The sequence below is a fragment of the Aquabacter sp. genome (assembly GCF_965279295.1).
In the GTDB taxonomy this organism is placed as follows: Bacteria; Pseudomonadota; Alphaproteobacteria; order Rhizobiales; family Xanthobacteraceae; genus Aquabacter.
Window position 1 is genome coordinate 136525 of the sequence record NZ_CBDIHQ010000012.1, and the last position, 23869, is coordinate 160393.

20 protein-coding genes are annotated in these 23869 nt (G+C 68.0%); 13 read left to right on the plus strand and 7 right to left on the minus strand.

All coding sequences use genetic code 11. The features are described 5' to 3' along the window. Window positions 1-7: 7 nt before the first annotated feature. From ADADO0_RS06110 to msrA, 6 genes are all read left to right on the plus strand, one after another. Window positions 8-1159 carry an ABC transporter ATP-binding protein gene (locus tag ADADO0_RS06110; RefSeq protein ID WP_511304223.1) on the plus strand — a complete coding sequence of 384 codons (1152 nt, stop codon included), beginning with the start codon at window positions 8-10 and terminating at the stop codon, window positions 1157-1159. Continuing rightward, complete coding sequence (locus ADADO0_RS06115) at window positions 1159-2178, plus strand: Gfo/Idh/MocA family protein (protein ID WP_511304224.1); 1020 nt, start codon at window positions 1159-1161, stop codon at window positions 2176-2178. Before ADADO0_RS06110 ends, ADADO0_RS06115 begins: the two co-directional genes overlap by 1 nt. Continuing rightward, window positions 2175-2870 (plus strand): GntR family transcriptional regulator, encoded by a 696-nt coding sequence (locus ADADO0_RS06120; protein WP_511304225.1) that lies wholly within the window; start codon window positions 2175-2177, stop codon window positions 2868-2870. The genes ADADO0_RS06115 and ADADO0_RS06120 overlap by 4 nt, the downstream gene beginning before the upstream one ends. A 42-nt stretch (window positions 2871-2912) precedes the next feature. Then, a complete protein-coding gene (locus ADADO0_RS06125) occupies window positions 2913-3698 on the plus strand; it encodes an SDR family oxidoreductase (RefSeq protein ID WP_511304226.1) in 786 nt (261 codons plus the stop codon). 11 nt (window positions 3699-3709) lie between these two features. Beyond that, window positions 3710-4642: a dihydrodipicolinate synthase family protein gene (locus ADADO0_RS06130; protein ID WP_511304227.1), complete on the plus strand. Its 933-nt coding sequence runs from the start codon at window positions 3710-3712 to the stop codon at window positions 4640-4642. Between the two features lie 275 nt (window positions 4643-4917). Further along, on the plus strand, window positions 4918-5634 hold the full coding sequence (msrA, locus tag ADADO0_RS06135) for a peptide-methionine (S)-S-oxide reductase MsrA (RefSeq protein WP_511304228.1): 717 nt from the start codon (window positions 4918-4920) through the stop codon (window positions 5632-5634). A 9-nt stretch (window positions 5635-5643) separates the two neighbouring features. On the opposite strand, the gene ADADO0_RS06140 is transcribed toward msrA, so the two are convergent. Together ADADO0_RS06140 and ADADO0_RS06145 are read right to left on the minus strand one after the other, a co-directional pair. Continuing rightward, entirely contained in the window at window positions 5644-7926 is a 2283-nt protein-coding gene (locus ADADO0_RS06140) for a xanthine dehydrogenase family protein molybdopterin-binding subunit (RefSeq protein ID WP_511304229.1), read from the minus strand. A 161-nt stretch (window positions 7927-8087) separates the two neighbouring features. After that, the gene (locus ADADO0_RS06145) at window positions 8088-8969 is read right to left on the minus strand and encodes a helix-turn-helix domain-containing protein (protein WP_511304230.1); all 882 of its coding nucleotides are present in this window, start codon (window positions 8967-8969) and stop codon (window positions 8088-8090) included. A gap of 231 nt (window positions 8970-9200) precedes the next feature. Between ADADO0_RS06145 and ADADO0_RS06150 the strand changes: the two genes are divergently transcribed. The 6 genes from ADADO0_RS06150 to ADADO0_RS06175 all read left to right on the plus strand — a co-directional run bounded on the left by ADADO0_RS06150 (window position 9201) and on the right by ADADO0_RS06175 (window position 17914). Continuing rightward, on the plus strand, window positions 9201-11363 hold the full coding sequence (locus ADADO0_RS06150; RefSeq protein ID WP_511304231.1) for a TonB-dependent siderophore receptor: 2163 nt from the start codon (window positions 9201-9203) through the stop codon (window positions 11361-11363). Between the two features lie 104 nt (window positions 11364-11467). Further along, complete coding sequence (locus tag ADADO0_RS06155) at window positions 11468-12229, plus strand: ATP-binding cassette domain-containing protein (RefSeq protein ID WP_511304403.1); 762 nt, start codon at window positions 11468-11470, stop codon at window positions 12227-12229. Further along, complete coding sequence (locus tag ADADO0_RS06160) at window positions 12226-13107, plus strand: ABC transporter substrate-binding protein (protein WP_511304232.1); 882 nt, start codon at window positions 12226-12228, stop codon at window positions 13105-13107. The genes ADADO0_RS06155 and ADADO0_RS06160 overlap by 4 nt, the downstream gene beginning before the upstream one ends. Then, on the plus strand, window positions 13100-15094 hold the full coding sequence (fhuB, locus tag ADADO0_RS06165; protein WP_511304233.1) for a Fe(3+)-hydroxamate ABC transporter permease FhuB: 1995 nt from the start codon (window positions 13100-13102) through the stop codon (window positions 15092-15094). Before ADADO0_RS06160 ends, fhuB begins: the two co-directional genes overlap by 8 nt. Next, on the plus strand, window positions 15087-16172 hold the full coding sequence (locus ADADO0_RS06170) for a DUF2218 domain-containing protein (protein WP_511304234.1): 1086 nt from the start codon (window positions 15087-15089) through the stop codon (window positions 16170-16172). Before fhuB ends, ADADO0_RS06170 begins: the two co-directional genes overlap by 8 nt. Before the next feature lie 26 nt (window positions 16173-16198). Beyond that, window positions 16199-17914, plus strand: coding sequence for an ABC transporter ATP-binding protein (locus ADADO0_RS06175; RefSeq protein WP_511304404.1), 1716 nt, complete (start codon window positions 16199-16201; stop codon window positions 17912-17914). A gap of 3 nt (window positions 17915-17917) precedes the next feature. Here the strand turns inward: ADADO0_RS06175 and ADADO0_RS06180 are convergent, their stop codons facing one another. Both ADADO0_RS06180 and ADADO0_RS06185 read right to left on the minus strand, forming a co-directional pair. Further along, complete coding sequence (locus tag ADADO0_RS06180) at window positions 17918-18940, minus strand: LLM class flavin-dependent oxidoreductase (RefSeq protein ID WP_511304405.1); 1023 nt, start codon at window positions 18938-18940, stop codon at window positions 17918-17920. 2 nt (window positions 18941-18942) lie between these two features. Further along, window positions 18943-19152, minus strand: a complete 210-nt coding sequence (locus ADADO0_RS06185; RefSeq protein ID WP_511304235.1) for a hypothetical protein — start codon at window positions 19150-19152, stop codon at window positions 18943-18945. On the opposite strand from ADADO0_RS06185, the gene uxuA reads away from it, so the two are divergent. Further along, a complete protein-coding gene (gene uxuA / locus ADADO0_RS06190) occupies window positions 19151-20347 on the plus strand; it encodes a mannonate dehydratase (protein WP_511304236.1) in 1197 nt (398 codons plus the stop codon). The genes ADADO0_RS06185 and uxuA overlap by 2 nt on opposite strands. On the opposite strand, the gene ADADO0_RS06195 is transcribed toward uxuA, so the two are convergent. From ADADO0_RS06195 to ADADO0_RS06205, 3 genes are read right to left on the minus strand one after another with little or no spacing between them, the layout of a single operon-like run. After that, complete coding sequence (locus ADADO0_RS06195) at window positions 20335-21999, minus strand: GMC family oxidoreductase (protein ID WP_511304237.1); 1665 nt, start codon at window positions 21997-21999, stop codon at window positions 20335-20337. The two genes, uxuA and ADADO0_RS06195, sit on opposite strands and share 13 nt — an antisense overlap. A 33-nt stretch (window positions 22000-22032) precedes the next feature. Beyond that, window positions 22033-22830 (minus strand): ABC transporter ATP-binding protein, encoded by a 798-nt coding sequence (locus ADADO0_RS06200; protein WP_511304238.1) that lies wholly within the window; start codon window positions 22828-22830, stop codon window positions 22033-22035. 29 nt (window positions 22831-22859) lie between these two features. Then, window positions 22860-23849, minus strand: coding sequence for an ABC transporter substrate-binding protein (locus ADADO0_RS06205; RefSeq protein WP_511304239.1), 990 nt, complete (start codon window positions 23847-23849; stop codon window positions 22860-22862). Between the last annotated feature and the right edge of the window lie 20 nt (window positions 23850-23869).

Consider the following 23869-nt stretch of genomic DNA (forward strand, 5'->3'; position numbering starts at 1 on the left):
GGCAGTCATGGCCGTCGTGAAACTCGACAAAATCGTCAAACGCTATGGCAATTCCGGCCCGACCGTGGTGGAGAACGTGGACCTCACCGTGGGCGATGGTGAATTCATGGTGCTGCTCGGCCCCTCGGGCTGCGGAAAGTCGACGACTTTGCGCATGATCGCGGGTCTGGAGACCATTTCCGGGGGCACGCTGTCCATCGACGGGCGGGTGGTTAACGACCTGCCCGCCAAGGACCGCGACATCGCCATGGTGTTCCAGTCCTACGCCCTCTACCCGCACATGAGCGTCGCCGACAATCTGGCCTTCGGCCTGCGGCGCCGCTCCATCGCCAATGCCGAGATCGAGCGCCGCGTGGCGAACGTCGCCGGTATCCTCGGCCTTGCGCCGCTGCTCGCCCGCAAGCCGAGCGCCCTCTCCGGCGGGCAGCGCCAGCGTGTTGCGCTGGGGCGCGCCATGGTGCGCGAGCCGCAGGTGTTCCTGTTCGACGAGCCGCTCTCGAACCTCGATGCCGCCTTGCGCGTCAACACCCGCAGCGAGATCATCAAGCAGCACAACCGCCTCGGCTCCACCATGATCTACGTGACCCACGACCAGGTGGAGGCCATGACCATGGGCACCCGCATCTGCGTGATGAATGCGGGCAAGGTGGCGCAGATCGGCGCGCCGCTGGATGTCTACTGGCAGCCGGCCAACACCTTCGTCGCGCGCTTCCTGGGCTCGCCGCCCATGAACCTGATGGAGAAGACGCTCACCGCCGGGCACGCGCGCAGCGGTTCGGTGGATGCGCCGCTGGTGCGCTGGTCCGATGCCACGCTGCAAGCCTATGACGGCCGCAAGGTGACGCTGGGCGTGCGCGCGGAAGACATGATGATCGATCCGGCCGGCGTGGACGGCGCCCCATTCGGCACTGTCAAGGGCCGCACTGTGGCGGTCGAGCCGCTGGGCGCCGAGACGCTGCTGCTGGTGGAACTGGAGAGCGGCGGCGAGATCATGGCGCGCCTGCCACGCCATGTGGTGGCCGCGCCCGAGCAGATGGTGGACCTCTATTTCCGCGCCGATGCCGCCTATCTGTTCGATGCGCAGAGCGGCGAGGCGGTCCCGGCGCAGGAGAGCGGCGCAGCTGCGGTGCGTGCCGCCGTGCAGCGGCGGGCGCACTGATGTCTGCCCCGCTCCGGGTCGGGCTCATCGGCGCCGGCTGGGTCACGCAGCATCACCTGAAGGGCTGGGCGGCGCTCGGCGATGCCGCCAAGGTGGTGGCGATCGCCGATCCCGCGCCGGAACGCGCCGCTGAACGGGCTGAAGCCTTCGGTATCCCCCATGTGTTTGCCAGCGCGCACGACATGCTGGCGGCGGGCGGGCTCGATGCGGTGGACATCGCCGCCCCGCGCGCCGTGCACGCCGATCTTGCCCGCCTGGCGGCGGATTACGGACTGCCCATCATCTGCCAGAAACCTCTGGCGCCGACCTTGGCGGAGGCCGAGGAATTGGTGGCCGACATCGGCGGCCGGGTGCGCCTGATGGTGCATGAGAACTGGCGCTTCCGCGCCTATTACCGGCAGGCGGCGGAATGGATCGCGGCCGGCGACATCGGTGCGGTGAAGGCGGTCTCCCTCATGTTCGCCACCTCGGGCACCGTGCCGGATGCGGACGGCCGTCTGCCGGCGCTGGAGCGCCAACCCTTCATGCGCACCGAGGCGCGCATGCTGGTGGCGGAGGTGCTGATCCATCATCTCGACACGCTGCGCATGCTGCTCGGCCCCCTGACGGTGGAGGCCGCCTCCCTCACCCGCACCTGCCCCGACATGCGCGGCGAGGATGGCGCGGTGCTTCATCTGCGCACCGCGGATGGCGCCGGCGTCGCGGTGTTCGCGAGCTTCGCGGCCTATGGCGCGCCGCCCCAGCAGGTGGACCGGCTGACCTTGCTCGGCGACCAGGGCGCGATCCGGCTCGACGGCATGGACCTTTCCATGACCGGCGGCCGCACGGCGCATCTCACCTATGACGCCGAGGCGACCTATCTCGGCTCCTATGCCGCGACCATCGCCCATTTCGTCGATTGTCTGCGCTCCGGCGCGCCGTTCGAGACCTCGCCGGAGGACAATCTCAAGACCTTGCGGCTGGTGGAGGATTGCTACCGTCTCTCCGGCTTCGAGACCGCGCTGGGGGATGCCGCATGAACGAGCATCCGCTGTCCGCGAACCGCGCCGACGAGCAGGCTGAAATCCTGCGGCAGCTGGAAGAGGACATCATCTTCGGCCGCCTCGCGCCGGGCTCGCGCCTGGTCGAAGACACGCTGATGGCCCGCTACGGCGCCTCGCGCCATTATATCCGCCAGGCTCTGGTGCATCTGGAACGCACCGGCGTGGTGCGCCGCGAGAAAAACGTCGGCGCCACCGTCTGCTCCTATTCCGAGGAGGAGGTTCGGCAGATCTATGAGGTGCGCGAGATGCTGACGCGCCACGCCGCGCTGAAGATCCCGCTGCCCGCCTCGCCTGAATTGGTCGAGACGCTCCGCGAAATCCAGGCGGAATATTCCCGGCATGCGGAGGCCGGCGATTTACGCGGCATCCACGAGACCAATGATGCGTTCCACATCACCTTGTTTTCCGGCTGCGGCAACCCGTATCTGGTGCGCACGCTTCAGGACTATATGGGCCTGACGCTGCCCATGCGCGCCAAGAATCTGGCGGATCGCGCGGGGCTCCAGCTCTCGCGGCGCCAGCACGACGTGATGATCGAACTGCTCCAGGGCACCGACAGTTGGGCGCTGGCGCAGCTCTGCGTCGATCACATGCAATACAGCAAGGCCGACTATCTTCAGCGCACCGCCAATGGGGCGCTCAAGGGACATATCGGCCTCGCCGACTGATTTCAGGCCGTGCTTGCGCGGCCGCCACCACGAGGACATCCCATGGATCTCGGATTGAACGGCAAGGTCGCGCTTGTGCTTGGCGCGGGCGGTGGGCTTGGGAGCGCCATCGCGGCGGGGCTGGCGCGCGAGGGGGCGAAGGTCGCGCTCGGCGACATCGACGCGGCGGCGCTCGCGCGCACCGCGGACACCATCACCAAGGCCGGCGGCACCGCCCTCGTGCTGCCCTGGGACCTCTCCGATCTCGCGGCCATCGAGACCAATTTCGCCCTGATCGAGGACACGCTCGGCGGCGTCGATGTGCTGGTGAACAACACCGGCGGTCCGCCCCCCACCCCCGCGAGCGGCCAGTCGCCGGAACTCTGGACCAAGAGCTTCCAGCAGATGGTGCTGTCGGTGATCTCCGTCACCGACCGGGCGCTCCCCGGCATGCGGGCGAAGAAGTGGGGCCGGATCGTCACCTCGACCTCCTCGGGCGTGGTGGCGCCGATCCCCAATCTCGGCGTCTCCAACGCGCTGCGCCTGTCGCTGGTGGGCTGGTCCAAGACCCTGGCGCGCGAAGTGGCGCGCGACGGCATCACCGCCAACATCGTCCTGCCCGGCCGCATCGCAACCGACCGTATCAAGTTCCTCGACGAGCAGAAGGCCAAGCGGGAAAACCGCACGGTGGAAGCGGTCTCCACCGAGAGCACCGGCTCGATCCCCGTCGGCCGCTATGGCGACCCGAGCGAATATGCCGACGTGGTCGCTTTCCTCGCCAGCGCCCGCGCCTCCTATCTCACCGGCTCCGTCATCCGCGTGGATGGCGGGCTGATCGCCAGCATCTGACGGAGGCCGGCATGGCTCGTCTCGACATCACCGCCAGCGGCCTGTTCCCGATCGCCCCGACGCCGTTCCTGGCGGACGGGCGGATCGACCAGGCTTCCATCGACACGCTCATGGAGCGCTACATCGCAGCGGGGGCCACCGGCGTCACGGTGCTCGGCATCATGGGCGAGGCGCCCAAGCTCGAGCCGGAGGAATCCCTCGACATCGCCGCGCGCTTCGTCACCGGCATGGCGGGGCTGCCGGTGATCGTCGGCGTCTCGGCGCCGGGCTTTGCCGCCATGCGCTCGCTCGCCCATCAGGTGATGGACAAGGGCGCGGCGGGGGTGATGATCGCCCCGGTCCCGAGCCTGCGCACCGACGACCAGATCCTGACCTATTACCGTCAGGCGATCGAGGCGATCGGCACGGATATTCCGTTCGTGATCCAGGATTATCCGCTCACCCTCTCGGTGCAGATGACGCCGAAGGTGATCCGGCAGATCGTCCAGGATCACCCGTCCTGCGTGATGCTGAAGCACGAGGACTGGCCGGGCCTGGACAAGATCTCGGCGCTGCGCGGCTTCCAGGGGGACGGGTCGATGCGGCCGATCTCGATCCTCACCGGCAATGGCGGGCTGTTCCTCGACTTCGAGATGGAGCGCGGGGCGGACGGCGCCATGACCGGCTACGCCTTCCCCGAACTGCTGGCGGACGTCGTGAGATTGCAGAAGGCCGGGAACCGCGATGCCGCGCACGACCTGTTCGACGCCCACCTACCGCTGCTGCGCTATGAGCAGCAGCAGGGCGTCGGCCTGTCGGTGCGCAAATACGTGCTGATGAAGCGCGGCTTCATCGCCTCCGACGCCCAGCGCAAGCCCGGCGGCGCCCTCAACGCCGCCGCCCGCGCCGAAGTCGACTACCTCCTCAAGCGCCTCGCCCGCACGGACACGCGCGCGGACGTGTGACGTAGGAGCCTCCCGCTCCGTTTGATTCCCTCTCCCGCTTGCGGGGGAGGGTCAGGGAGGGGGAATTGCTGAGAGATGGGCTGGGTGCAGAGCTTCCGCTGAGGCCCCGGCCCCCTCCCCAACCCTCCCCCGCAAGCGGGAGAGGGGACGCAGGGCGCGTGTTGGGGGGGCGATTGCGCACGCGTCGCCTGCCACCGATCACACCTGCGAGATGACGCAAAACCCGCCCTGTAAAAGGCTTATGACTGGCGCTTACCTGATGCCAGGAGGCCGCCATGTCCAGTTCTCGTTCCACTCCCGCCCGTACCGCCCGACAGGTTCTGCTCGCCCTCGCCCTGCTGGTGCCGGGCACGGCTTTCGCGGCCGAGGAGGCGCGGGTGATCCCGCCGCCGGCGGTCGATGAGCCCGCCACGCCGGCGACCCAGCAGGTGGCGGTGTTCGCCGGCGGGTGCTTCTGGGGCGTGCAGGGGGTGTTCCAGCATGTGGCGGGCGTCACCAATGCGGTTTCCGGCTATGCCGGCGGCGAGAAGACCACCGCCCAGTACGACAAGGTGAGCTACGGCACCACCGGTCACGCCGAGGCGGTCCGGGTCACCTACGATCCCCAGAAGATCAGCTATGGCCGGCTGATGCAGATCTACTTCTCGGTCGCCCACGATCCCACCCAGCTGAACCGGCAGGGACCCGACACCGGCACGCAATATCGCTCGGCCATCTTCCCCCAGAATGCCGAGCAGGCGCGCCTCGCCAAGGCCTACATCCAGCAGCTCGACCAGGCCCATGCCTTTCCCCGGCCGGTGGTGACGCGGATCGAGGCCGACCGGCCGTTCTACCCCGCCGAGGCGTATCACCAGGACTTCCTGACCACCCACCCCACCTATCCCTACATCGTCATCAACGATCTGCCGAAGGTGGAAAGCCTCAAGACGATGTTCCCGCAGGTCTATCGCGCCAAGCCGGTCCTGGTTTCGACCGCCTCCGCAGCGAAGTAAGATCGCGCGTCAGGATCGCGGCGCCGCCTGGAGCGCCGCCCACACGTTGGCAGGGGTCGCGGGCATGTCGATCTGGGGCGCGCCCGCCTGGGCCAGCGCGTCGTTGACCGCGCTCATGCAGGCGGCCAGCGCGCCCACCGTGCCGGCTTCGCCCACACCCTTGACGCCGAGCGGGTTGACGCCGGTGGGCACTTCGTTGAACCCCAGCTTGAGGCTCGGCAGATTGTCGGCGCGCGGCATCTGGTAGTCCATGAAGGAGCCGGTGACGAGCTGGCCGTCCTCGTCGTAAACGATCCGCTCGCCCAGCGCCTGGCCGATGCCCTGCGCCACGCCGCCATGGATCTGCCCTTCGGCGAGCATGAGATTGACCACCCGGCCGATGTCCTCGACCGCGCTATAGGCGACGATGCGCACCTCGCCGGTTTCCGGGTCGATCTCCACCTCGCAGATGTGCGTGCCGTTTGGAAATGTCACGGCGGTCGGCTGGAAGCTGGCCATGCCTTCGGCGGCGGTGCCGTCCGGCGCCGGTGTGAGCGTGCGGGCGATTTCCGCCAGGGTGAGCGTGCGGTTGCCGGTCGAGCTGCGGAATATCCCCTCGGAAAGGGTCACGCTCTCCACGGATGCGTCGAGCTGCTCGGCGGCGATGGTGGTGAGCTTTGTGGCGAGCGTCGTTGCGGCCTCCGCCAGCGCCGGGCCACCGACGCACAGGCCGCTGGAGCCGCCATTGCCCCGGCCGAACGGCAGGATGTCGGTGTCGCCCTGCCGGTAGTCCACGCGGTCGGCGGAGATGCCGTAGAGATCGGCCACCAGTTGGGGAAACACCGTCTCGAATCCCTGACCGACCGACATGGTGCCGGACTGCATCCGCAGCCGCCCGTCATCCATCAGCGAAACCCTGGCAATGTCGGGGGCGATACGGGCCAGCGGGCCGCCAGCCGCCTCGATGCAATTGCACAGGCCGATGCCGCGCAGCTTGCCGCGCTGAGCCGCTTCCGCCCGTCGCGCGGGAAAGCCGGGAAGGTCGGCGAGGGTTTCCGCCGCATCCATGTTGGCGGCGAAGTTCCCGCAATCATAGGTGAACACCAGCGCGGTCTTGTACGGCATGGCGCTCGGCGCGATCAGGTTCCGGCGCCGGAGCGCGATGGGCGAGATGCCAAGCTCGCGCGCCGCCAGGTCCAGCAGGCGCTCGATGATGTAGCTGGCTTCCGGCCGGCCCGCGCCGCGATAGGCGGCGGTGGGGGCGGTGTGGGAGAAGATGCCGGAAATCTCCACATGCATCGCGGGGATGTCATAGACCCCCGCCACGCCGCCGATGTTGTTGACGGTCCAGCCGGACTTGGGGCTGAGATAGGCGCCGAGATGGGCGCTGACCATCACCCTGAGCGCGATGATGCGCTGGGTCTCGTCGAAGCCGATCTCGCCCGTCACCTCGCATTGGCGCGCCTGATCGTCGGAGAGAAAGGCTTCCGAGCGCGTGCTTTCCCAGATCACCGGGCGTCCGAGGCTGCGGGCGGCATGGGCCACGGCCACCGCCTCGGGGATGATGCCCGACTTCAGGCCGAAAGAGCCGCCGACATCACCGATGCGTACATGCAGGTCGTCCTGCGCGAAGCCGGCGGCGACCAGAGCCTCGCGCAAATTGAAGGGGGATTGGTGGCTGGCATGCACCGCGAGGCGGCCGTCGTCCTGGGGCACGACGAGGACGTTGCGGGTTTCCATGGGGTTGGCGGTGACACGCGAGATGGTCATGTCCTGCCGCGTCACATGAGCCGCGCCTTTCAGCGCCGCATCGGTCGCTGCGGCATCGCCACCGCGCCAGAGGAAGCCGACATTGTCGGGCGCCTCGTCCCACACCGCTGAGGGCGGGGCATCGGCCACGGCGTAATCCACGTCCACCTGCTCGGCGGCATCGAGTGCTTGCGACAGTGTGTGCGCGACCACCGCCGCCACCGCCTCGCCGACATAGCGCACCTCATCCACGGCCAGCGACGGACGGGCGGTCAGCGTCGCGTCGCGGCCGTCCGCCAGGCCGACACCGAACCCGCCCGGCGAGGGGGTCAGGCCGGCGGCGAGAAGGTCCGCGCCGGTGAGCACCGCGACCACGCCCTCCGCCGCCTTCGCGGCGGTCACATCAATGCCTGAGAGTCCCGCCCGCGCGTGGGGCGAGCGCACGAACGCCACATGGAGCAGCCCGTCGGGGCGCAAATCGCCGGTGTATTGCCCGGCTCCGGTGACGAACCGGCGATCCTCGACCCGCTTCGCCGTCTGTAGCGCAATTCCACTCAGGTTCATGGTCCAGCGTCTCGCCAAGGAAAACGGGTGCGCGGCACCCCGCCCCCGCTGAATAGGGCAGGGCGCGCCGTCCGCAAACAGCGTTTCTAACCCAAGCGACCTATGGGAAGTCGAGCTTGCGTGAGGCGAGGGATCATTAAAGGGCGCAGCAGGGCCGTCGGTCAGTCCCGCTTGGCCCCGCGCCATGCTGCGGGGGTCGCGCCGGTCAGGCGGCGGAAGGCGCGGGTGAAATGCGCCTGGTCGGCAAAGCCCGCGGCCACCGCGATCTCGGTGAGGGGCAGGTCCGAATGGGCGAGCATCTGCTCGACCTTCCGCATGCGCGCCTTCATGTGCCACTGGTGCGGGGGCAGGCCGGTCGCGGCCTTGAATGCGTGGCTGAAATAGGATTGCGAAAGATCGGTCAGTTCCGCCAATTCCTGAAGGCGGATGTTGCGCAGGCAATTGTCCTCGATGAACGCCGTGACGCGCTTCAGCTGGCGCGGTGACAGCGCCGTGCGGCGGGTCGCCTGGCTGCGGCCGAGCTGCAAAAGCTCGATGAACAGCACCATGGTCAGGCTGTCGCCATAGAGGTCGTGGTGCAGCTCCGGGTCGGTGCACTCGGCGGCGATGAGCTTGGCGAAGGACAGCAGGCGCTCGTCCACGAAGCCGAGGCGCGGCGTGGCGAGGCGCGCCGGGTCCAGTTCCTCGCCCAGGCGCTCGCTCAGGGCGGGCACGTCGAAATGCAGGTCGAGGTGGCGCAGCAGCACCGGTTCATCGATGCGCGACCAGAGCGGCATGTCCGCTGGCACGAAGCTCATGTGCTGGGGGGCGCGGCATGCCGGCAGCTCGGACCCGCGCGCGGACAATTGGACATCGGAGAGCCCGCCGTCCCGCTCCAGCACCACAAACAGCCGCGCATCCTTGGAGACGTAGTGGCCGCGCGCGCCGGCCGCGCAATGCACATGCCACACATCGGCGATCACCCCGTTCCAGGTCCGCCAGCGCAGGTCTTCCAGGACGGTGATGCCCTCCACCTGGGAGGTCATGCGGGGCTGAAATGTCATCGTGCGTGTGTCTCGATCAAATCATGCAGATCCGACAGTAGATTTTGAATGTTTTTGAAGTGTGCCGCCGTCACTGGCGTTCAGTGCAATAACAAGCCAAAAACAGCCAAAGCGCAAGAGGAAGAGACAATCCGCCCAGGGAGGATGTTGGTATGAGATGTCAAGAACTAGACAGTGACAGCATACATTTGAACTATTCTTAACTGATATCTCCGGGCGATGGGTATGGGAATGATTGTATCTGGGCGGGCACGTAAGCGGTCTTTGCTACTGGGAACCGTGGCGGTTGGTGCGACGATGCTGCACGGCGCCGCGCTGGCGCAGCAGGCTCAGTCGACGGTCAGCGCGATCGAGCTTGACCAGGTGAACGTCGAGGCGGCGCGCACCCGCGAAACCGCAACCGGCCCGATCCAGGGCTATGTCGCCCGCACCACGCTCACCGGCTCGAAGACCGACACGCCGATCCTGGAGGTGCCGCAATCCATCTCCGTCGTCACCCGCGACCAGATGGATGCGCACGCGGTGCAGAATATCGGCGAGGCGCTGGAATATATGCCGGGCGTGCTGGGCCAGCCGTTCGGCGTCGATCCCCGGTTCAACACCTCGATCATTCGCGGCTTCTCCGCCGCCAACAGCCAGTATCTCAACGGGCTCAAGCTGATGCGCGACGGCGGCGCGATCGCCATCGAGCCCTACGGCCTGGAGCGCATCGACGTGCTGCGCGGTCCCGCTTCCGTGCTCTACGGTCAGGGCAATCCCGGCGGCCTGATCGACATGATCTCCAAGCGCCCCACCTGGACCCCGTTCGGCGAGATCCAGGGCCAGATCGGCACGTTCGACCGCTACACCGGCAGCTTCGATTTCGGCGGCCCGATGACCCCCGGCTCGACCGTCGCCTACCGTCTCACCGGCCTGGTGCGCGAAGGCGGCACGCAGACCAATTATGTCGACGACAACCGCTACTTCTTCGCCCCGGCCATCACCTGGAAGCCTGCGGACGATACCTCCTTCACCATTCTCGCCAATTTCCAGAACGATCAGGCCGGCTCGCCGGTGGGTCTGCCGAACCAGTACACGGTGGATGCGTCGGGCCGGAATGCGCTGTCGCGCAGCCTGTTCCTGGGCGATCCCTCGTTCAACGATTCCGACCGCACCCTGTGGAGCATCGGCTACGAGTTCGAGCACCGGTTCAACGATACGTGGCAGGTGCGCCAGAACGCCCGCTATCTCAAGATGAACTGGGACTACAGCAGCCTGTACTACAGCGGGCTCAGCACGACCGACCCGCTGGTCGCCAACCGCGGCACCTCGGTCAACGACGAAGACCAGAGCACCATCACCATCGACACCCAGCTTCAGGGCGACTTCGCCACCGGCGCCCTGACCCACACGCTGCTGCTCGGCTTCGACTATCGCAAGTATGACCAGAACAACATGACGCAGTTCGGCAATGCGCCGTCGATCTACCTGCTCAATCCCACCTACAACATGTTCATCCCCAACAGCCCCTGGTACACCTCGATCGTCGACGGCACGGTGAGCCAGGCCGGCATCTATGCGCAGGATCAGGTGCGCTACGGCAAATGGCTCCTCACCATGGGCCTGCGGCAGGATTGGGCGACCACCAATTCCGGCACCTACACCAATTTCGGCAATACCCTCCAGGATCAGGACGACCAGGCGCTCACCGGCCGGATCGGCCTCACCTATCTGTTCGACAACGGCATCGCGCCCTACATCAGCTATTCCACCTCGTTCGAGCCGGTGATCGGCAACATGCCGACCGTGCTGGGCGGCGCGCCGTTCCAGCCCTCGCAGGGCAAGCAGTACGAACTGGGCGTGAAGTACCAGCCGGTGGGCTGGAACGGCTTCTTCACGGCGGCGGTCTATGATCTGACCCAGACCAACGTGCTCTCCTCCGACCTCATCGGCGGCATCAGCTACAATGTGCAGACCGGGGAAATCCACGTCCGCGGCCTTGAGCTTTCCGCCGTCGCGAGCCTGATGGACGGGCTCAACCTGACCGCCAGCTACACCTATATGGACGCCGAGATCACCCAGGGGCAGAATGCCGGAAACCAGCCCGCCAACGTGCCCCAGAACATGGCGAACCTCTGGCTCGACTACACCCAGAAAAGCGGCGCCTGGACCGGCTTCGGCGTCGGCGCGGGCGTGCGCTATGTTGGCGACCGCTATGCCCTCGACGACGACAGCGTGCTGCTCAGTGCCAATACGCTGTTCGACGCCGCGATCCATTATGAGAAGGGTCCGTTCAAGGCGCAGATCAACGTCAAGAACATCGCCAACGAAACCTATGTGGCGAGCTGCGGCTTCTTCGGCTGCTATTACGGAGACGGCCGCACCGTGGTGGGCCAGATCACCTATAAATGGTAGGCATTGAGGCGCCTGGGGGCAGCCGGGACGTGACGATGCAGGGTGAGTTGAATGCCGCGCCCGAGCCGGTGCGCGATCTGCTGCCGGGCCATGCGCTGTGGGAGATGGACGGCCTCGCCTTCAACGTCGGCGAGCGGCGGATTCTCGCCCCGCTCGATCTCTCACTGGCGGCCGGGCGGGTCTACGGCCTCATCGGCCCCAACGGATCGGGCAAAAGCACGCTGCTGAAGATCCTCGCGCGCCAGCAGGCGCCGAGCGCGGGCACCGCGCGCTTCGAGGGCCGGGCGCTCGGAGCGTGGAGCGGGCGCGCGTTTGCCCGCAGGGTCGCCTACATGCCCCAGTTCACCCCGCCGGCGGACGGCATGAACGTGCGCGAACTGGTGGCGCTCGGCCGCTATCCCTGGCACGGCGCGCTCGGGCGCTTCGGGGCGCAGGACCACGCCAGGGTGGATGCCGCCATCGCGCGCACCGGCCTTGCCGCCATGGAGCACCGCGCCGTGGACACCCTCTCCGGCGGTGAGCGGCAGCGCGCGTGGCTCGCCATGATGCTGGCCCAGGATGCCCGCTGCCTGCTGCTGGACGAACCCACCTCGGCGCTGGATATCGGCCACCAGATGGAGGTGCTCTCCATCATCCGGGACCTGTCGCGGGCCGGCGCGGGCATATCGGTGATCGTGGTGCTCCACGACATCAATCTCGCGGCACGCACCTGCGATGATCTCATCGCTTTGCGCGGCGGCCGCCTCGTGGCCCATGGCCCGGCGCCCGCCATCATGCAGCCGCAGGTGCTGGAGGAGATTTACGGCCTGCCCATGGGGGTGCTGCCGCATCCCGTCAGCGGCCAGCCCATGAGCTATGTCCTGTGACCGCCCTGTCGCGCCGTGTCTTTATCGCCGGTGCCGCTCTGGCCGGCCTCGCCGGCCGCGCGGATGCCCGCGAGCCGCGTGTCGCCGCCATGGATTGGGCACTGCTGGAGACGCTGCTGGCGATCGGCGTCACCCCGGTCGCCGCCGCCGAACTGGTGCTGTTCCGCGCCGTGGCGGTGGAGCCGCCGGTGCCGCCTGAAGTGATCGACATCGGCCTGCGCGGTGCGCCGAACTTCGAGGCATTGCGGCTCGCCCGGCCCAACCTGATCTTCAGCTCCAACTATTATGCCGAGGCCGAAGCCAAGCTGCGTCTGATCGCGCCGGTGGAGACCATCTCGGTCTATGTGCGCGGCCAGCCGCCGTTCGCGCTGGCTGAAGCCGCCGCCCTTCAACTCGGCGCGGCCACCGGACGTGAAGCTGCGGCGCGGGCGCTGATCGCGGAGACGCAGGCCGATCTTGACCGATCCAAGGCCGCCCTGGCCGCGCGTGACGGCCGCCCACTCATCATCATCAATCTCGGCGATGCCCGCCATTTCCGCGTGTTCGGGCCCGACAGCATGTTCGGCGAGGCGCTGACGCGCATGGGGCTGAAGAATGCCTGGACCGAGCGGACCTTCTATTCCGCCTCCGCGCCCGTGGGCATCGAGGCGCTGGCGCGGTTTCCCGACGCCTGGATCGTCATCCTCCCTCCGGTGCCGCCCGATGCGCTGCGGGTGCTCCAGGACAGTGCGGTGTGGAACGCCTTTCCCAATGTGCGCGAGAACCGGGTGCTGAAGCTCGCCTCCCTGAACCCGTTCGGCGGCCTGCCCACCGCTCGCCGCTTCGCGCGCCTCATGACCGGGGCGCTTGAAAACCCGGCGGGAGCACGCCTTGGCTGAGGTGTTGCTTCCCCTGCCGCGCGCGCACCGGCCGCTCGCCATCTGGACCGGCCTTGCCGTGCTGGCGCTGGCGCTGTCCCTGCTGGCGCTGACCCGCCAGCCGCCGCTTGCCGGCGATCCCGCGACGGTCGCCCGCCTGCGCGAGGCGCTGCTTTGGCACAGCCTTCTGCCGCGTGCCGCCACGGCCCTTCTGGCTGGCGCGGCGCTCGGCCTTTCCGGCGCGCTGCTCCAGCGGGTGCTGCGCAACCCGATTGCCGACCCCTCGACGCTCGGCATCGCCTCCGGCGCGCAACTGGCGCTGACTCTGGCGTTGGCGTTTGCGCCCTCGCTGCTGGCCTGGTCGCGAGAGGGCACCGCCTTCGCGGGCGGCGTGGTGGCGGTGGCGCTGGTGCTCGGCATGAGCTGGCGGCGCGGCCTCGATCCCATCACCGTGGTGGTCTCGGGCATGACCGTCTCGCTGATGGCGGCGGCGGCGAGTTCCGCCATCATCCTGGCGCGCGGGGAATATGTGCTCTCCGTCTTCATCTGGGGCGCCGGCTCGCTGCACCAGCAGAGCTGGCACGCCGCCTGGGTGATCGCGGAGCGGCTCGCCATCGGCGGCGCGGCGGCGGTTCTGCTGCTGCGGCCGCTGGCGGTGATGGGACTGGACGATGCCGGCGCGCGCAGCCTCGGCGTGGCGCTGCACGGGGTGCGCATCCTGGTGATCGGCGTCGCGGTCTGGCTGTCGGCCAGCGTGATCGCTGAGGTGGGCGTCATCGGCTTCGTCGGCCTCGCCGCGCCGATCTTCGCGCGCATGGCCGGGGCGCGGACCCCGGCGCAGATCCTCTGGGCGGCGCCGCTGCTCGGCGCGCTGCTGCTCTGGCTGACCGATGGGCTGATTCAGCTCACCTCAGGCACGGGCGGCGATCTCATCCCAACCGGCGCGGCGGTGGGCCTGCTCGGCGGCCCGCTGCTGCTCTGGATGCTGCCGAAACTGTCCTCGGCCTCGCCGATCGCTGCGAGCGGCCCGGCGGCGCCGCGCCGGCTCGCCCGCCCCCTGCCGGTGCTCGCCCTGCTTCTCATCGGCGCGCTTCTCCTGGCCGGCCTCGTTCTCATGGTGGGGCGCGATCTTGAGGGCTGGGCGGTGGCGACCGGCGCCCTTTTCTCCGATCTCCTGCCGTTCCGGGCGCCCCGCATCGTTGCCGCAGCGGCGGCGGGCGCGCTGCTCGGGGCGGCGGGCGGCATGATGCAGCGGCTCACCGGAAATCCGCTGGCGGGGCCGGAGGTTCTGGGCGTCAGCGCCGGTGCCGGCGTCGGCATCGCCGTTACCCTGCTTTTCATGGACGCGCCGGGAACCGGCGCCCTGCTGATGGGTAGCGCGGCGGGGGCGCTGGTGGCGCTGCTCTCCATCCTCGCGCTCGGCGCATGGACCGGGTTCGGCCCCGAGCGCATGCTGCTGGGCGGCATCGCGCTCGGCTGCATTTGCCTCGCCATCCTCGCGGCGGTGTTCTCTGCGGGAAGCTGGAGCACCTTCCGCCTGCTGACCTGGATGGCCGGCTCCACCGACAAGGTGGGCGTGACCGAAGCCTGGATCGTCGCCGTCTGCGCCCTGGTCCTGCTGGCGCCCCTGCCGTTCCTCGGGCGCTGGATCGATATCCTGCCCCTGGGCGAGGCTGTCAGCCGCTCCGTCGGCGTGCCGGTCATGGCGAGCCGCCTCGTGCTCTCTGTGCTGGCCGCGTTGATGACGGCGGCGGCGGCCTTCTTCGTCGGGCCGCTGAGCCTCGTCGGCCTCATCGCGCCCCATCTGGCGCGGCTGGCGGGTTTTTCGGGCGGGCGGGTGTTCCTGTTCGCCTCGGCGATCATCGGCGCCGATCTGCTGATGCTGGCGGATTGGCTGGGGCGCACCGTGGCCTTCCCCTACCAGATCCCCGTCGGCCTGTTCGCCGCGCTGGTGGGTGGGCCGTATCTGATCTGGCTGCTCCAGCGCGGAGGAACGAGCCGTGGGTGAACACATCTTCCCATTGGTCGGGGAAGCCCGGCTTCGCTTCGCTGAGCCGGGTGCGATGCTGGAAAAGCTCTGCGCCCAGTTCGCGGACCACGCCACCCTCACCCGCACCGATGGCGGTGCCAGGGTGGAAGGCTGGCTCGGCCGCCTCGACCTCACCGCCACGGACACCGACCTGCTGCTGCGCGCCGCCAGCGACAGCGAAACCCATTTTTCGGTCCTGCGCATGGTGGTGGCGGAGCATGTCCACACCTGCGCCGGCGACGAGGTGCCGGTTTTCACCTGGACCGGCCATGGCGCGGTCCAGCGCGACATTCCCTATTTTCGCGAAATGAGCGTGGTCTGTGCCCACCAGATCACGCCGCGCATGCGCCGTGTCGTGCTGGCGGGCGATGCCGCGCATTTCGCTGGCGGTGGCCTGCATGTGCGGGTGCTGATCCCGCCCCCCGGCCGCGCGCCGGTGTGGCCGCATGCCGGTGCGGACGGACGCATGGTCTGGCCGGCCGGCGCGGATGCACTTATCCCGCGGGTCTACACGGTGCGCGAGGTCGACATTGCGCAGGGCGCGTTGGCCATCGACGTGGTGCTGCATGACGGCGCCGCCACTCCGGGCTCGGATTGGGCAAGGGATGCCCAGGCCGGCGACAAGGTCGGCCTGCTGGGGCCGGGTGGGGGAATGGCGGAGGCCGCGTCGTGGTATTTGTTCGCCGGTGACGAGACGGCGCTGCCCGCCATCGCCCGCATGCTGGAAGTCCTGCCCGCGGACACGACGGCGGTGGTGCGCATCGAAATCGCCGACGCCGCGGAGGAACAGTTTCTGCCCACCCACGCGCGTCTCGATCTGCGCTGGCTGCACCGTGACGGCATCGCCGCCGGCACCGGCACCGCTCTGCTTGAGGCGCTGCGCGCGGTTGAATGGCCCGCCGCGCGCGATGCCGCCTATGCCTTCGTCGGCTGCGAGCAGGCGGGCGCGCGGGCCATCCGGGCTCACCTCACAAAAGAGCGAGGCGTCGAAAAGAGCCGTTGTTCTGTTGCAGCCTACTGGCGGCTGGGGCATCAGGGCGTGGATATCGGCCAGTGACGCCCGGAAAATCGAACCGCATGCCGATCCTCAGACAGTTCCTCTCCTATTACGCCCCCTACAAGGGCTTGTTCATTCTGGATTTTTCCTGCGCGGTCGTGTCCGGCCTGCTCGAACTCGGCTTCCCCATGGCGGTGAAGCTGTTCGTGGACCGGCTGCTGCCGGCCCAGGACTGGAACTTCATCGCGATCGCCGCCGTGGTCCTGCTGTTCATCTATCTGCTCAACACCGCCCTGATGGCGATCGTGACCTATTGGGGGCACAAGCTCGGCATCAACATCGAAACCGAAATGCGCCGCCGCGCCTTCGACCATATCCAGAAGCTCTCCTTCAGCTTCTTCGACAATCAGAAGACCGGCCATCTCGTCGCGCGCCTCACCAAGAATCTGGAGGAGGTGGGCGAGGTGGCCCACCACGGGCCGGAGGACGTGTTCATCGCCGTGATGACGTTCGTCGGCGCCTTCCTCCTCATGATGACGGTCAACGTGCCGTTGGCCCTGATTACCGGCGCCATCGTGCCGGCGGTGGCCTGGGCGACCAGCCACTACGGCAAGCGCATGACCGACAATTTCCGCACCCTGTTCGGGCGGGTCGGCGCGTTCAATGCGCGGATCGAGGAGAATGTCGGCGGCATCCGCGTGGTCCAGGCGTTCGCCAACGAAGACCATGAGCGCGGCCTGTTCGCCCTCGACAACGGCAAATACCGCGACACCAAGCTCGCCGCCTATCGCCTCATGGCCGCCAATGCCTCGCTGAGCTATCTCGGCATGCGCCTCACCCAGGTGATCGTGATGGTGGCGGGCACCTGGTTCGTGATCCGGGGTGAACTGAGCAACGGCGGCTTCGTTTCCTTCCTGCTGCTGGTCAGCGTCTTCTTCCGGCCGCTGGAGAAGATCGCGGCGGTGGTGGAGATTTATCCCAAGGGGATCGCCGGCTTCAAATCCTACCTGGAATTCCTCGCCACCCGGCCCGATATCGCCGACCTCCCCGGCGCGGTGGAATTGACCGGGGTGAAGGGCGAGGTGCGCTACGAGCATGTGAGCTTCGCCTATGGCACCGGCCAGAGCGTGCTCAACGACATCAGCCTCACGATCAGGGCCGGCGAGACCGTGGCCTTCGTCGGCCCCTCGGGCGCGGGCAAGACCACCATCTGCTCGATGCTGCCGCGCTTCTATGAGGCGACCGCCGGGCGCATCACCATCGACGGCCACGACATCCGCGACGTGAGCCTGAGTTCGCTGCGCCGGCGCATCGGCATCGTGCAGCAGGACGTGTTCCTGTTCAGCGGCACCATCCGCGAGAACATCGCCTATGGGCGTCTCGATGCCAGCGAGGAGGAGGTCCGCTCCGCCGCCCGCCGCGCGCGACTGGACGAGATGCTCGCCGGCCTGCCCGCGGGGCTCGACACGGTGATCGGCGAGCGTGGGGTGAAGCTCTCCGGCGGCCAGAAGCAGCGCCTCGCCATCGCCCGCATGTTCCTGAAGGACCCGCCCATCCTGATCCTTGACGAAGCCACCTCGGCGCTCGACAGCGAGACGGAATGGGAGATCCAGAAGTCCCTCGCGGCCCTGTCGGAGGGGCGCACCACCCTGGTCATCGCCCACCGGCTCTCCACCGTGCGCAATGCCGACCGGATCATCGTCGTGACCAAGGAGGGCGTCGCCGAGCAGGGCGCCCACCGTGAACTGCTGGACGCCGGCGGCCTCTATGCCCGCCTGGTGAAGACCCAGTTCGCCGATTAGGCCTCAGCGCCAGCCCAGCGCCGGCGCGATGTGGGTCAGGATCGCCTCGATGACATGGGCGTTGTAGGCGACGCCGAGCTGGTTGGGCACGGTGAGCAGCAGCGTGTCCGCCTCCGCGATCGCCTCGTCCTTCGCCAGTTGCGCGATGAGCGCCTCGGGCTCGGCGGCATAGCTGCGGCCGAAGATCGAGCGGGTGTTCGCGTCGATGAAGCCGATCTGGTCGTCGCTCTCGCCGCCCTGGCCGAAATAGGCGCGGTCACGGTCGTTCACCAGGGCGAAGATGCTGCGGCTCACCGACACCCGGGGTTCGCGCGTGTGGCCGGCCTCTGTCCAGGCCGCGCGGAAGGCGCGGATCTGCTCGGCCTGCTGGATGTGGAAGGGCAGCCCGCTTTCGTCGGTCTTCAGCGTCGAACTCTGCAAATTCATGCCGAGCTTCGCCGCCCACTGCGCGGTCGCGTTGGAGCTGGCGCCCCACCAGATGCGCTCGCGCAAACCCTCGGCGTGCGGCTCGAGGCGCAGCAGGCCGGGCGGGTTCTGGAACATGGGGCGGGGGTTGGGCTGTGCGAAACCTTCGCCGCGCAGCACGTCGTAGAACACCTCGGCATGGCGCCGGGCCATGTCGGTGTCGCTCTCGCCCTCGGCCGGGCGGTAGCCGAAGTGGCGCCACCCGTCGATCACCTGCTCCGGCGAGCCCCGGCTGATGCCGAGCTGAAGCCGCCCGCCGGCGATGATGTCGGCGGCGCTTGCGTCCTCGGCCATGTACAGCGGGTTCTCGTAGCGCATGTCGATGACGGCGGTGCCGATCTCGATGCGGCTGGTCTTGGCGCCCACCGCCGCCAGCAGCGGGAAGGGCGAGGCCAGTTGGCGGGCGAAATGATGCACCCGGAAATAGGCCCCGTCGGCGCCCAGCGCCTCGGCCGCCACCGCGAGATCGATGGATTGCAGGATGGCGTCGGACGCGGAGCGCGTCTGCGACTGGGACGAGGGCGTCCAATGGCCGAAGGAGAGAAACCCGATCTTTTTCATCGTCACGCAACGCTGATGCTGGGAGCGCGGACGCTACGCTCCGGCGGCGGGAAAGTCATCCACCGGGCAGATCCATTGCGTTGACGCGCCACGGGGTGGATGGATATCACGTCGAACACGGTATGCGGATGCGCGCGCATGGCGATCTCGGCGGTGGCTTCGTCACCGCGCGCGCCGCCCAACAAGACGAGACGCGAGGGAAACGCGACCATGGAACAATGCTGGCGCTGGTTCGGACCGGATGATGTCGTGACCCTGGCGCAGGCCCGGCAGGCCGGGGCCAGCGGCATCGTCAATTCCCTGCACCAGATCCCCTACGGCGTGGTGTGGAGTGTCGCGGAGATCGAGGCCCGCAAGGCGATCATCTCTCATGACCCAAGTCTCGGCCTCGCCTGGAAAGTGGTCGAGAGCCTGCCGATCCATGAGGATGTGAAGATCGGCGAGGGCGATCTCGAACCGATCTTCGAGGCTTACCGCCAGTCCATGCGCAACCTCGCCGCCTGCGGGCTTGAGGTCATCTGCTACAATTTCATGCCGGTGCTGGACTGGACCCGCACCGAGCTGGCCCATCCGCTTCCAGGCGGTGGCACGGCGCTGCGCTTCAACCTCCACGAATATGTCGCGCTCGACCATTTCATCCTCAAGCGCAGGGGCGCGGACGAGGGGCATTCGGCCGAGGTGATGGACCGCGCCCGCGTCTGGTTCGAGCGCTCCTCGCAGTCGGATCGCGACCGGCTGCTCGCCAACATCATGGCCGGCCTGCCCGGCGCCTATGACCGCTATGACGTGCCCGGCCTTGCCCGCATGCTGGAGCGGTATCGCGGCATAAGCCACGACCGGCTGCGCGCCAACCTGAAGCGCTTCCTCCAGGCGGTGATCCCGACCGCGCAGGAGGTGGGCATCCGCATGTGCATCCACCCCGACGATCCGCCGCGCCCGCTGTTCGGCCTGCCGCGCATCTGCTCGGATGAGGACGACATCGCATTCATTCTCGATGCGGTGGATGCGCCGGAGAACGGGCTGACGCTCTGTTCCGGCTCGCTCGGCGCGAATCCGAACAACGACGTGCCTAGGATCGCCCGGCGCTTTGCCGACCGCATCTGGTTCGCCCACCTGCGCAATGTCGCCAAGGACCCGGACGGCTCCTTTATGGAGGCCGACCATCTCGGCGGCGACACCGATATGGTGGCGCTGGTCGAGGTGCTGCTCGCCGAGGAGCAGCGGCGCCGCGCGGCTGGCCTGCCGCACTGGCGCATTCCCATGCGGCCCGACCACGGCCACGCCCTGCTGGACGATGTCGGCAAGGGCAGCTTCCCCGGCTATCCCGCCGTCGGCCGCCTGCGCGGGCTCGCGGAATTGCGCGGCGTCATGACGGCGGTGAGCCAGCTGCGCGGCTACGACGCCTGAAGCTCCAGCCGCACGTCCGCTCCGGCGGGGCGCAGGCCCTGATCGGCGCGGATGAAGTCGGCCGCCTTCTCGGCGATCATGATGGTCGGCGAGCAGGTGTTGCCCGAGGTGATGGTGGGCATGATGGAAGCATCCGCGATGCGCAGCCGGGCGATGCCATGCACCCGCAGATGCGCGTCCACCACCGCGCCTTCGCCCTCTCCCATCCGGCAGGTGCCGACAGGGTGGAAGATGGTGGTGCCGATCTCCCCCGCCGCCACGGCAAGGTCCGCATCGCTCTGCCGCTCTGCGCCGGGGCGCATCTCGCTGGGCCGGTAGCCGGCGAGCGCGGGCTGGGCGACGATATTGCGCGCCAGGCGAATGCTTTCCACCGCTACGGTGCGGTCTTCCTCGGTGGAGAGGTACAGCGGTCGGATCGCCGGAGCGGCGTCCGCATCCGGGCCTGAGATATGGACGCTGCCCCGGCTGGTCGGCCGCAGGTTGCACACCGAGGCGGTGAAGGCGGGATAGGCATGCAGCGCGCCGCCGAACGCATCAAGCGACAGCGGCTGGACGTGAAATTCCACGTTCGCGCTGGCGTGGCGCGGATCGGATTTCGCGAACACGCCGAGTTGTGACGGCGCCATGGTGAGAGGCCCGGTGCGCAGCAGGGCGAATTCCAGCCCCATGCGCAGTTTCGCCATCGGGTTCGTCACCAGGGTGTTGAGGGTGCGGGCGCCCTCCACCTTGTAGATCAGCCGCAATTGCAGATGGTCCTGGAGGTTCGCGCCGACACCCCGAAGGGCGTGGCGCACGGCGACGCCATTTTGCGCCAGCACATCGGGACAGCCGATGCCCGAGAGTTCCAGCAGGCGCGGCGAGCCGACGGCGCCCGCCGCGAGGATGACCTCCCGGCTGGCGCGCGCGATGGTCTCCGGCCCACCGGCGCGGGCGTAAGCGACACCGGAGGCGACGCGCCCCTCCAGCACGACCCTGCGCACCACAGCGCCGGTGACGATATGCAGGTTGCTGCGTTTGAGCACCGGCGCGCTGAGGAACGCCTTGCGCGCGTTCCAGCGGATGCCCCGGCGCTGGTTCACCTCGAAATAGCCGGCGCCTTCGTTGTCGCCCTGGTTGAAATCCTCGGTGCGCGGGATGCCGGCCTCCTCGGCCGCCCGCCGGAAGGCATCGAGGATTTCCCAGGACAGGCGCTGGCGCTCGACGCGCCATTCCCCGCCCGCGCCATGAAACGCGGAGGCCCCGCCCTGGTGATCCTCGGACCTTTTGAACACCGGCAGCACGTCCCGCCAGCCCCAGCCGGGATTGCCCAGCGCGGCCCACTCGTCATAGTCACGGGCCTGGCCGCGCATGTAGATCATGCCGTTGATGGAGGAGCTTCCACCCATCACCCGGCCGCGCGGATAGGCGAGGTTCCGCCCGTTGAGGCCGGCCTCGTCGTCCGTGCGATAGCACCAGTCGGCGCGCGGATTGCCGATGCAATAGAGATAGCCGACCGGCACATGGAACCAGTGCCAGTCGTCGCGCCCGCCCGCTTCCAGCAGCAGCACGCGGACCGAGGGGTCGGCGGAGAGCCGGTTCGCCAGCACGCAGCCGGCGGTCCCGCCGCCGACGATGACATAGTCGTAAGCGGTCTGTTCAGGTGCGGGCGTCATCGTGCGCCTGTGGTGCGGGCAGACATGCGAGCCTCAATGATCGAGTGCGCCATGGGCGAAGAAGTGCTTGCGGATGTCGGTGGTGTACCGCACGAAATCCGGCTCGCCCATCACCGAAAGGTCGCGCGGACGCGGCAGGTCGATGTCATAGATCGCCTCGATGGTGCCCGGCCGGCTCGACATCACCACCACCCGGTCGGCGAGATAGACCGCCTCGGGGATGGAATGGGTGATGAGCATCACGGTCTTCTTGGTCTCGAACCAGATGCGTTGCAGCTCCGCGTTCATCCGCTCGCGCGTCATGGCATCGAGCGCGCCGAACGGCTCGTCCATGAGCAGCACGCTCGGGTCGTGGATCAGCGCCCGGCAGATGGCGGCGCGCTGCTGCATGCCGCCGGACAGCTCCCAGGGAAAACGGGTCTCGAACCCTTGGAGGCCCGCCGTCTTCAGCAGCCGCTCGGCGGCCTCCGCATAGGCCGAGACCTTGCGGCCGCGCATCTGCACCTGGAGCAGGATGTTGTCCCGCACATTGCGCCAGGGCAGCAGCACCGGGCTCTGGAACACGATGCCGATGTCGTCGATCGGCTCGCGCACCTCGACCCCGCCGATGCGGATGGCGCCGCTCGTGGCCGGGAGCAACCCGGCCACGAGTTTGAGAAGCGTGCTCTTGCCGCAGCCGCTCGGGCCGACGATGGCCACGAACTCGCCCTTGGCGATGTCGAGATCGATCGGCTTCAACGAGGGAACCGAACCGGTCTTCGACCGGTAGGTCTTGGTCAGGTCGCGGATCTCGATGTGAGACACGCGCGCTTGCGCCACGGGCTCGATCATGTGCAGGTCCGTTCGTCTCGCTGCGCTCCTCACGGCAGGAATTCCGCGGTGTAATAGTCGGACGCCTTGCCGCGCTCGGTGAGGCCGCCGAACTGGGCCATCAGGTCGAGCGTGTCGTCCATCTGCTGGATCGGCATCTGGAACGGGCGGCCCTTTGCGGTGTCGTTGGCGCGGTAGAGCGCCTGGGAATATTGCAGGCTGCGCAACTGGGCGTCCGGCAGGCCGATCTTGGGATAGACCTGGAGCAGGATGTCGATGGCGCCCTTCGGGTCCTTCTCCGCCGCCTCGACGGCGCGGGTGGTGGCGCGCATGAAGCGTTTGATCATGTCGCCCTTGTTCTTCATCGTGTCCGCATTGGCGATGATGCCGAGGCTGACAAGGTTCACACCGGCGTCCGCATAGCGCAGCATGATCACCGGCTTGTTGATGATGTCAGGCAGGCGCGCGCCCTGGTCGGTGGTGAAGCCGATCAGGCCGTCCGCCTGGCCGTTGACCACCGCGTTGAGCTTGGTCTGGGCGTCGCCCGACACGGTTTTCACCGCGCTCTCGGCGATGCCCAGCTTCTTCAGATAGACCGGCCAGATCGGCGTCACGGCATCGCCCGGCGTCACCGCGATGGTCTTGCCGACGAGGTCTTTCGCGTCCTTGATCTTGCCTTCGGGCGCGATCACCGCACCGGGCGTGCGCTGGAGCAGGACACCCACCGACTTCACCGGCGCGCCCTTGGAGACCGCCTTGGTCATGACGCTCACATCGGCGAGGCCGAACGTCGCCGTGCCCGCCGCAACCGCCTGGATGGTGACGCCGGAGCCGCGCCCTTCCTGGATTTCGAGGTCGATGCCCTCGTCCTTGTAGAAGCCCTTCTGAACGCCGAGCACGAACGGGGCGTGCTCGCCATAGACATACCAGTTCAGCATCAGCACAGCCTTGTCGGCTTGCTGGGCCATCGCGGGGCCGACCATGGCGGCACCGGCCGTCAGCGCGAACGCGGACGCGATCAGGGTTCGTCTGTTGAGCATGTTTTCCTCCCTCTTTTGTT

What these genes read in the sequence shown, in the direction of transcription:
- ADADO0_RS06180 (WP_511304405.1), bottom strand. Translation starts at nt 18,940, where the DNA reads ATGAAAAAGATCGGGTTTCTCTCCTTCGGCCATTGGACGCCCTCGTCC.
- ADADO0_RS06115 (WP_511304224.1), top strand. Translation starts at nt 1,159, where the DNA reads ATGTCTGCCCCGCTCCGGGTCGGGCTCATCGGCGCCGGCTGGGTCACG.
- uxuA (WP_511304236.1), top strand. Translation starts at nt 19,151, where the DNA reads ATGGAACAATGCTGGCGCTGGTTCGGACCGGATGATGTCGTGACCCTG.
- ADADO0_RS06195 (WP_511304237.1), bottom strand. Translation starts at nt 21,999, where the DNA reads ATGACGCCCGCACCTGAACAGACCGCTTACGACTATGTCATCGTCGGC.
- ADADO0_RS06120 (WP_511304225.1), top strand. Translation starts at nt 2,175, where the DNA reads ATGAACGAGCATCCGCTGTCCGCGAACCGCGCCGACGAGCAGGCTGAA.
- ADADO0_RS06200 (WP_511304238.1), bottom strand. Translation starts at nt 22,830, where the DNA reads ATGATCGAGCCCGTGGCGCAAGCGCGCGTGTCTCACATCGAGATCCGC.
- msrA (WP_511304228.1), top strand. Translation starts at nt 4,918, where the DNA reads ATGTCCAGTTCTCGTTCCACTCCCGCCCGTACCGCCCGACAGGTTCTG.
- ADADO0_RS06145 (WP_511304230.1), bottom strand. Translation starts at nt 8,969, where the DNA reads ATGACATTTCAGCCCCGCATGACCTCCCAGGTGGAGGGCATCACCGTC.
- ADADO0_RS06205 (WP_511304239.1), bottom strand. Translation starts at nt 23,849, where the DNA reads ATGCTCAACAGACGAACCCTGATCGCGTCCGCGTTCGCGCTGACGGCC.
- ADADO0_RS06185 (WP_511304235.1), bottom strand. Translation starts at nt 19,152, where the DNA reads ATGGTCGCGTTTCCCTCGCGTCTCGTCTTGTTGGGCGGCGCGCGCGGT.
- ADADO0_RS06150 (WP_511304231.1), top strand. Translation starts at nt 9,201, where the DNA reads ATGATTGTATCTGGGCGGGCACGTAAGCGGTCTTTGCTACTGGGAACC.
- ADADO0_RS06130 (WP_511304227.1), top strand. Translation starts at nt 3,710, where the DNA reads ATGGCTCGTCTCGACATCACCGCCAGCGGCCTGTTCCCGATCGCCCCG.
- ADADO0_RS06125 (WP_511304226.1), top strand. Translation starts at nt 2,913, where the DNA reads ATGGATCTCGGATTGAACGGCAAGGTCGCGCTTGTGCTTGGCGCGGGC.
- ADADO0_RS06155 (WP_511304403.1), top strand. Translation starts at nt 11,468, where the DNA reads ATGGACGGCCTCGCCTTCAACGTCGGCGAGCGGCGGATTCTCGCCCCG.
- ADADO0_RS06110 (WP_511304223.1), top strand. Translation starts at nt 8, where the DNA reads ATGGCCGTCGTGAAACTCGACAAAATCGTCAAACGCTATGGCAATTCC.
- ADADO0_RS06140 (WP_511304229.1), bottom strand. Translation starts at nt 7,926, where the DNA reads ATGAACCTGAGTGGAATTGCGCTACAGACGGCGAAGCGGGTCGAGGAT.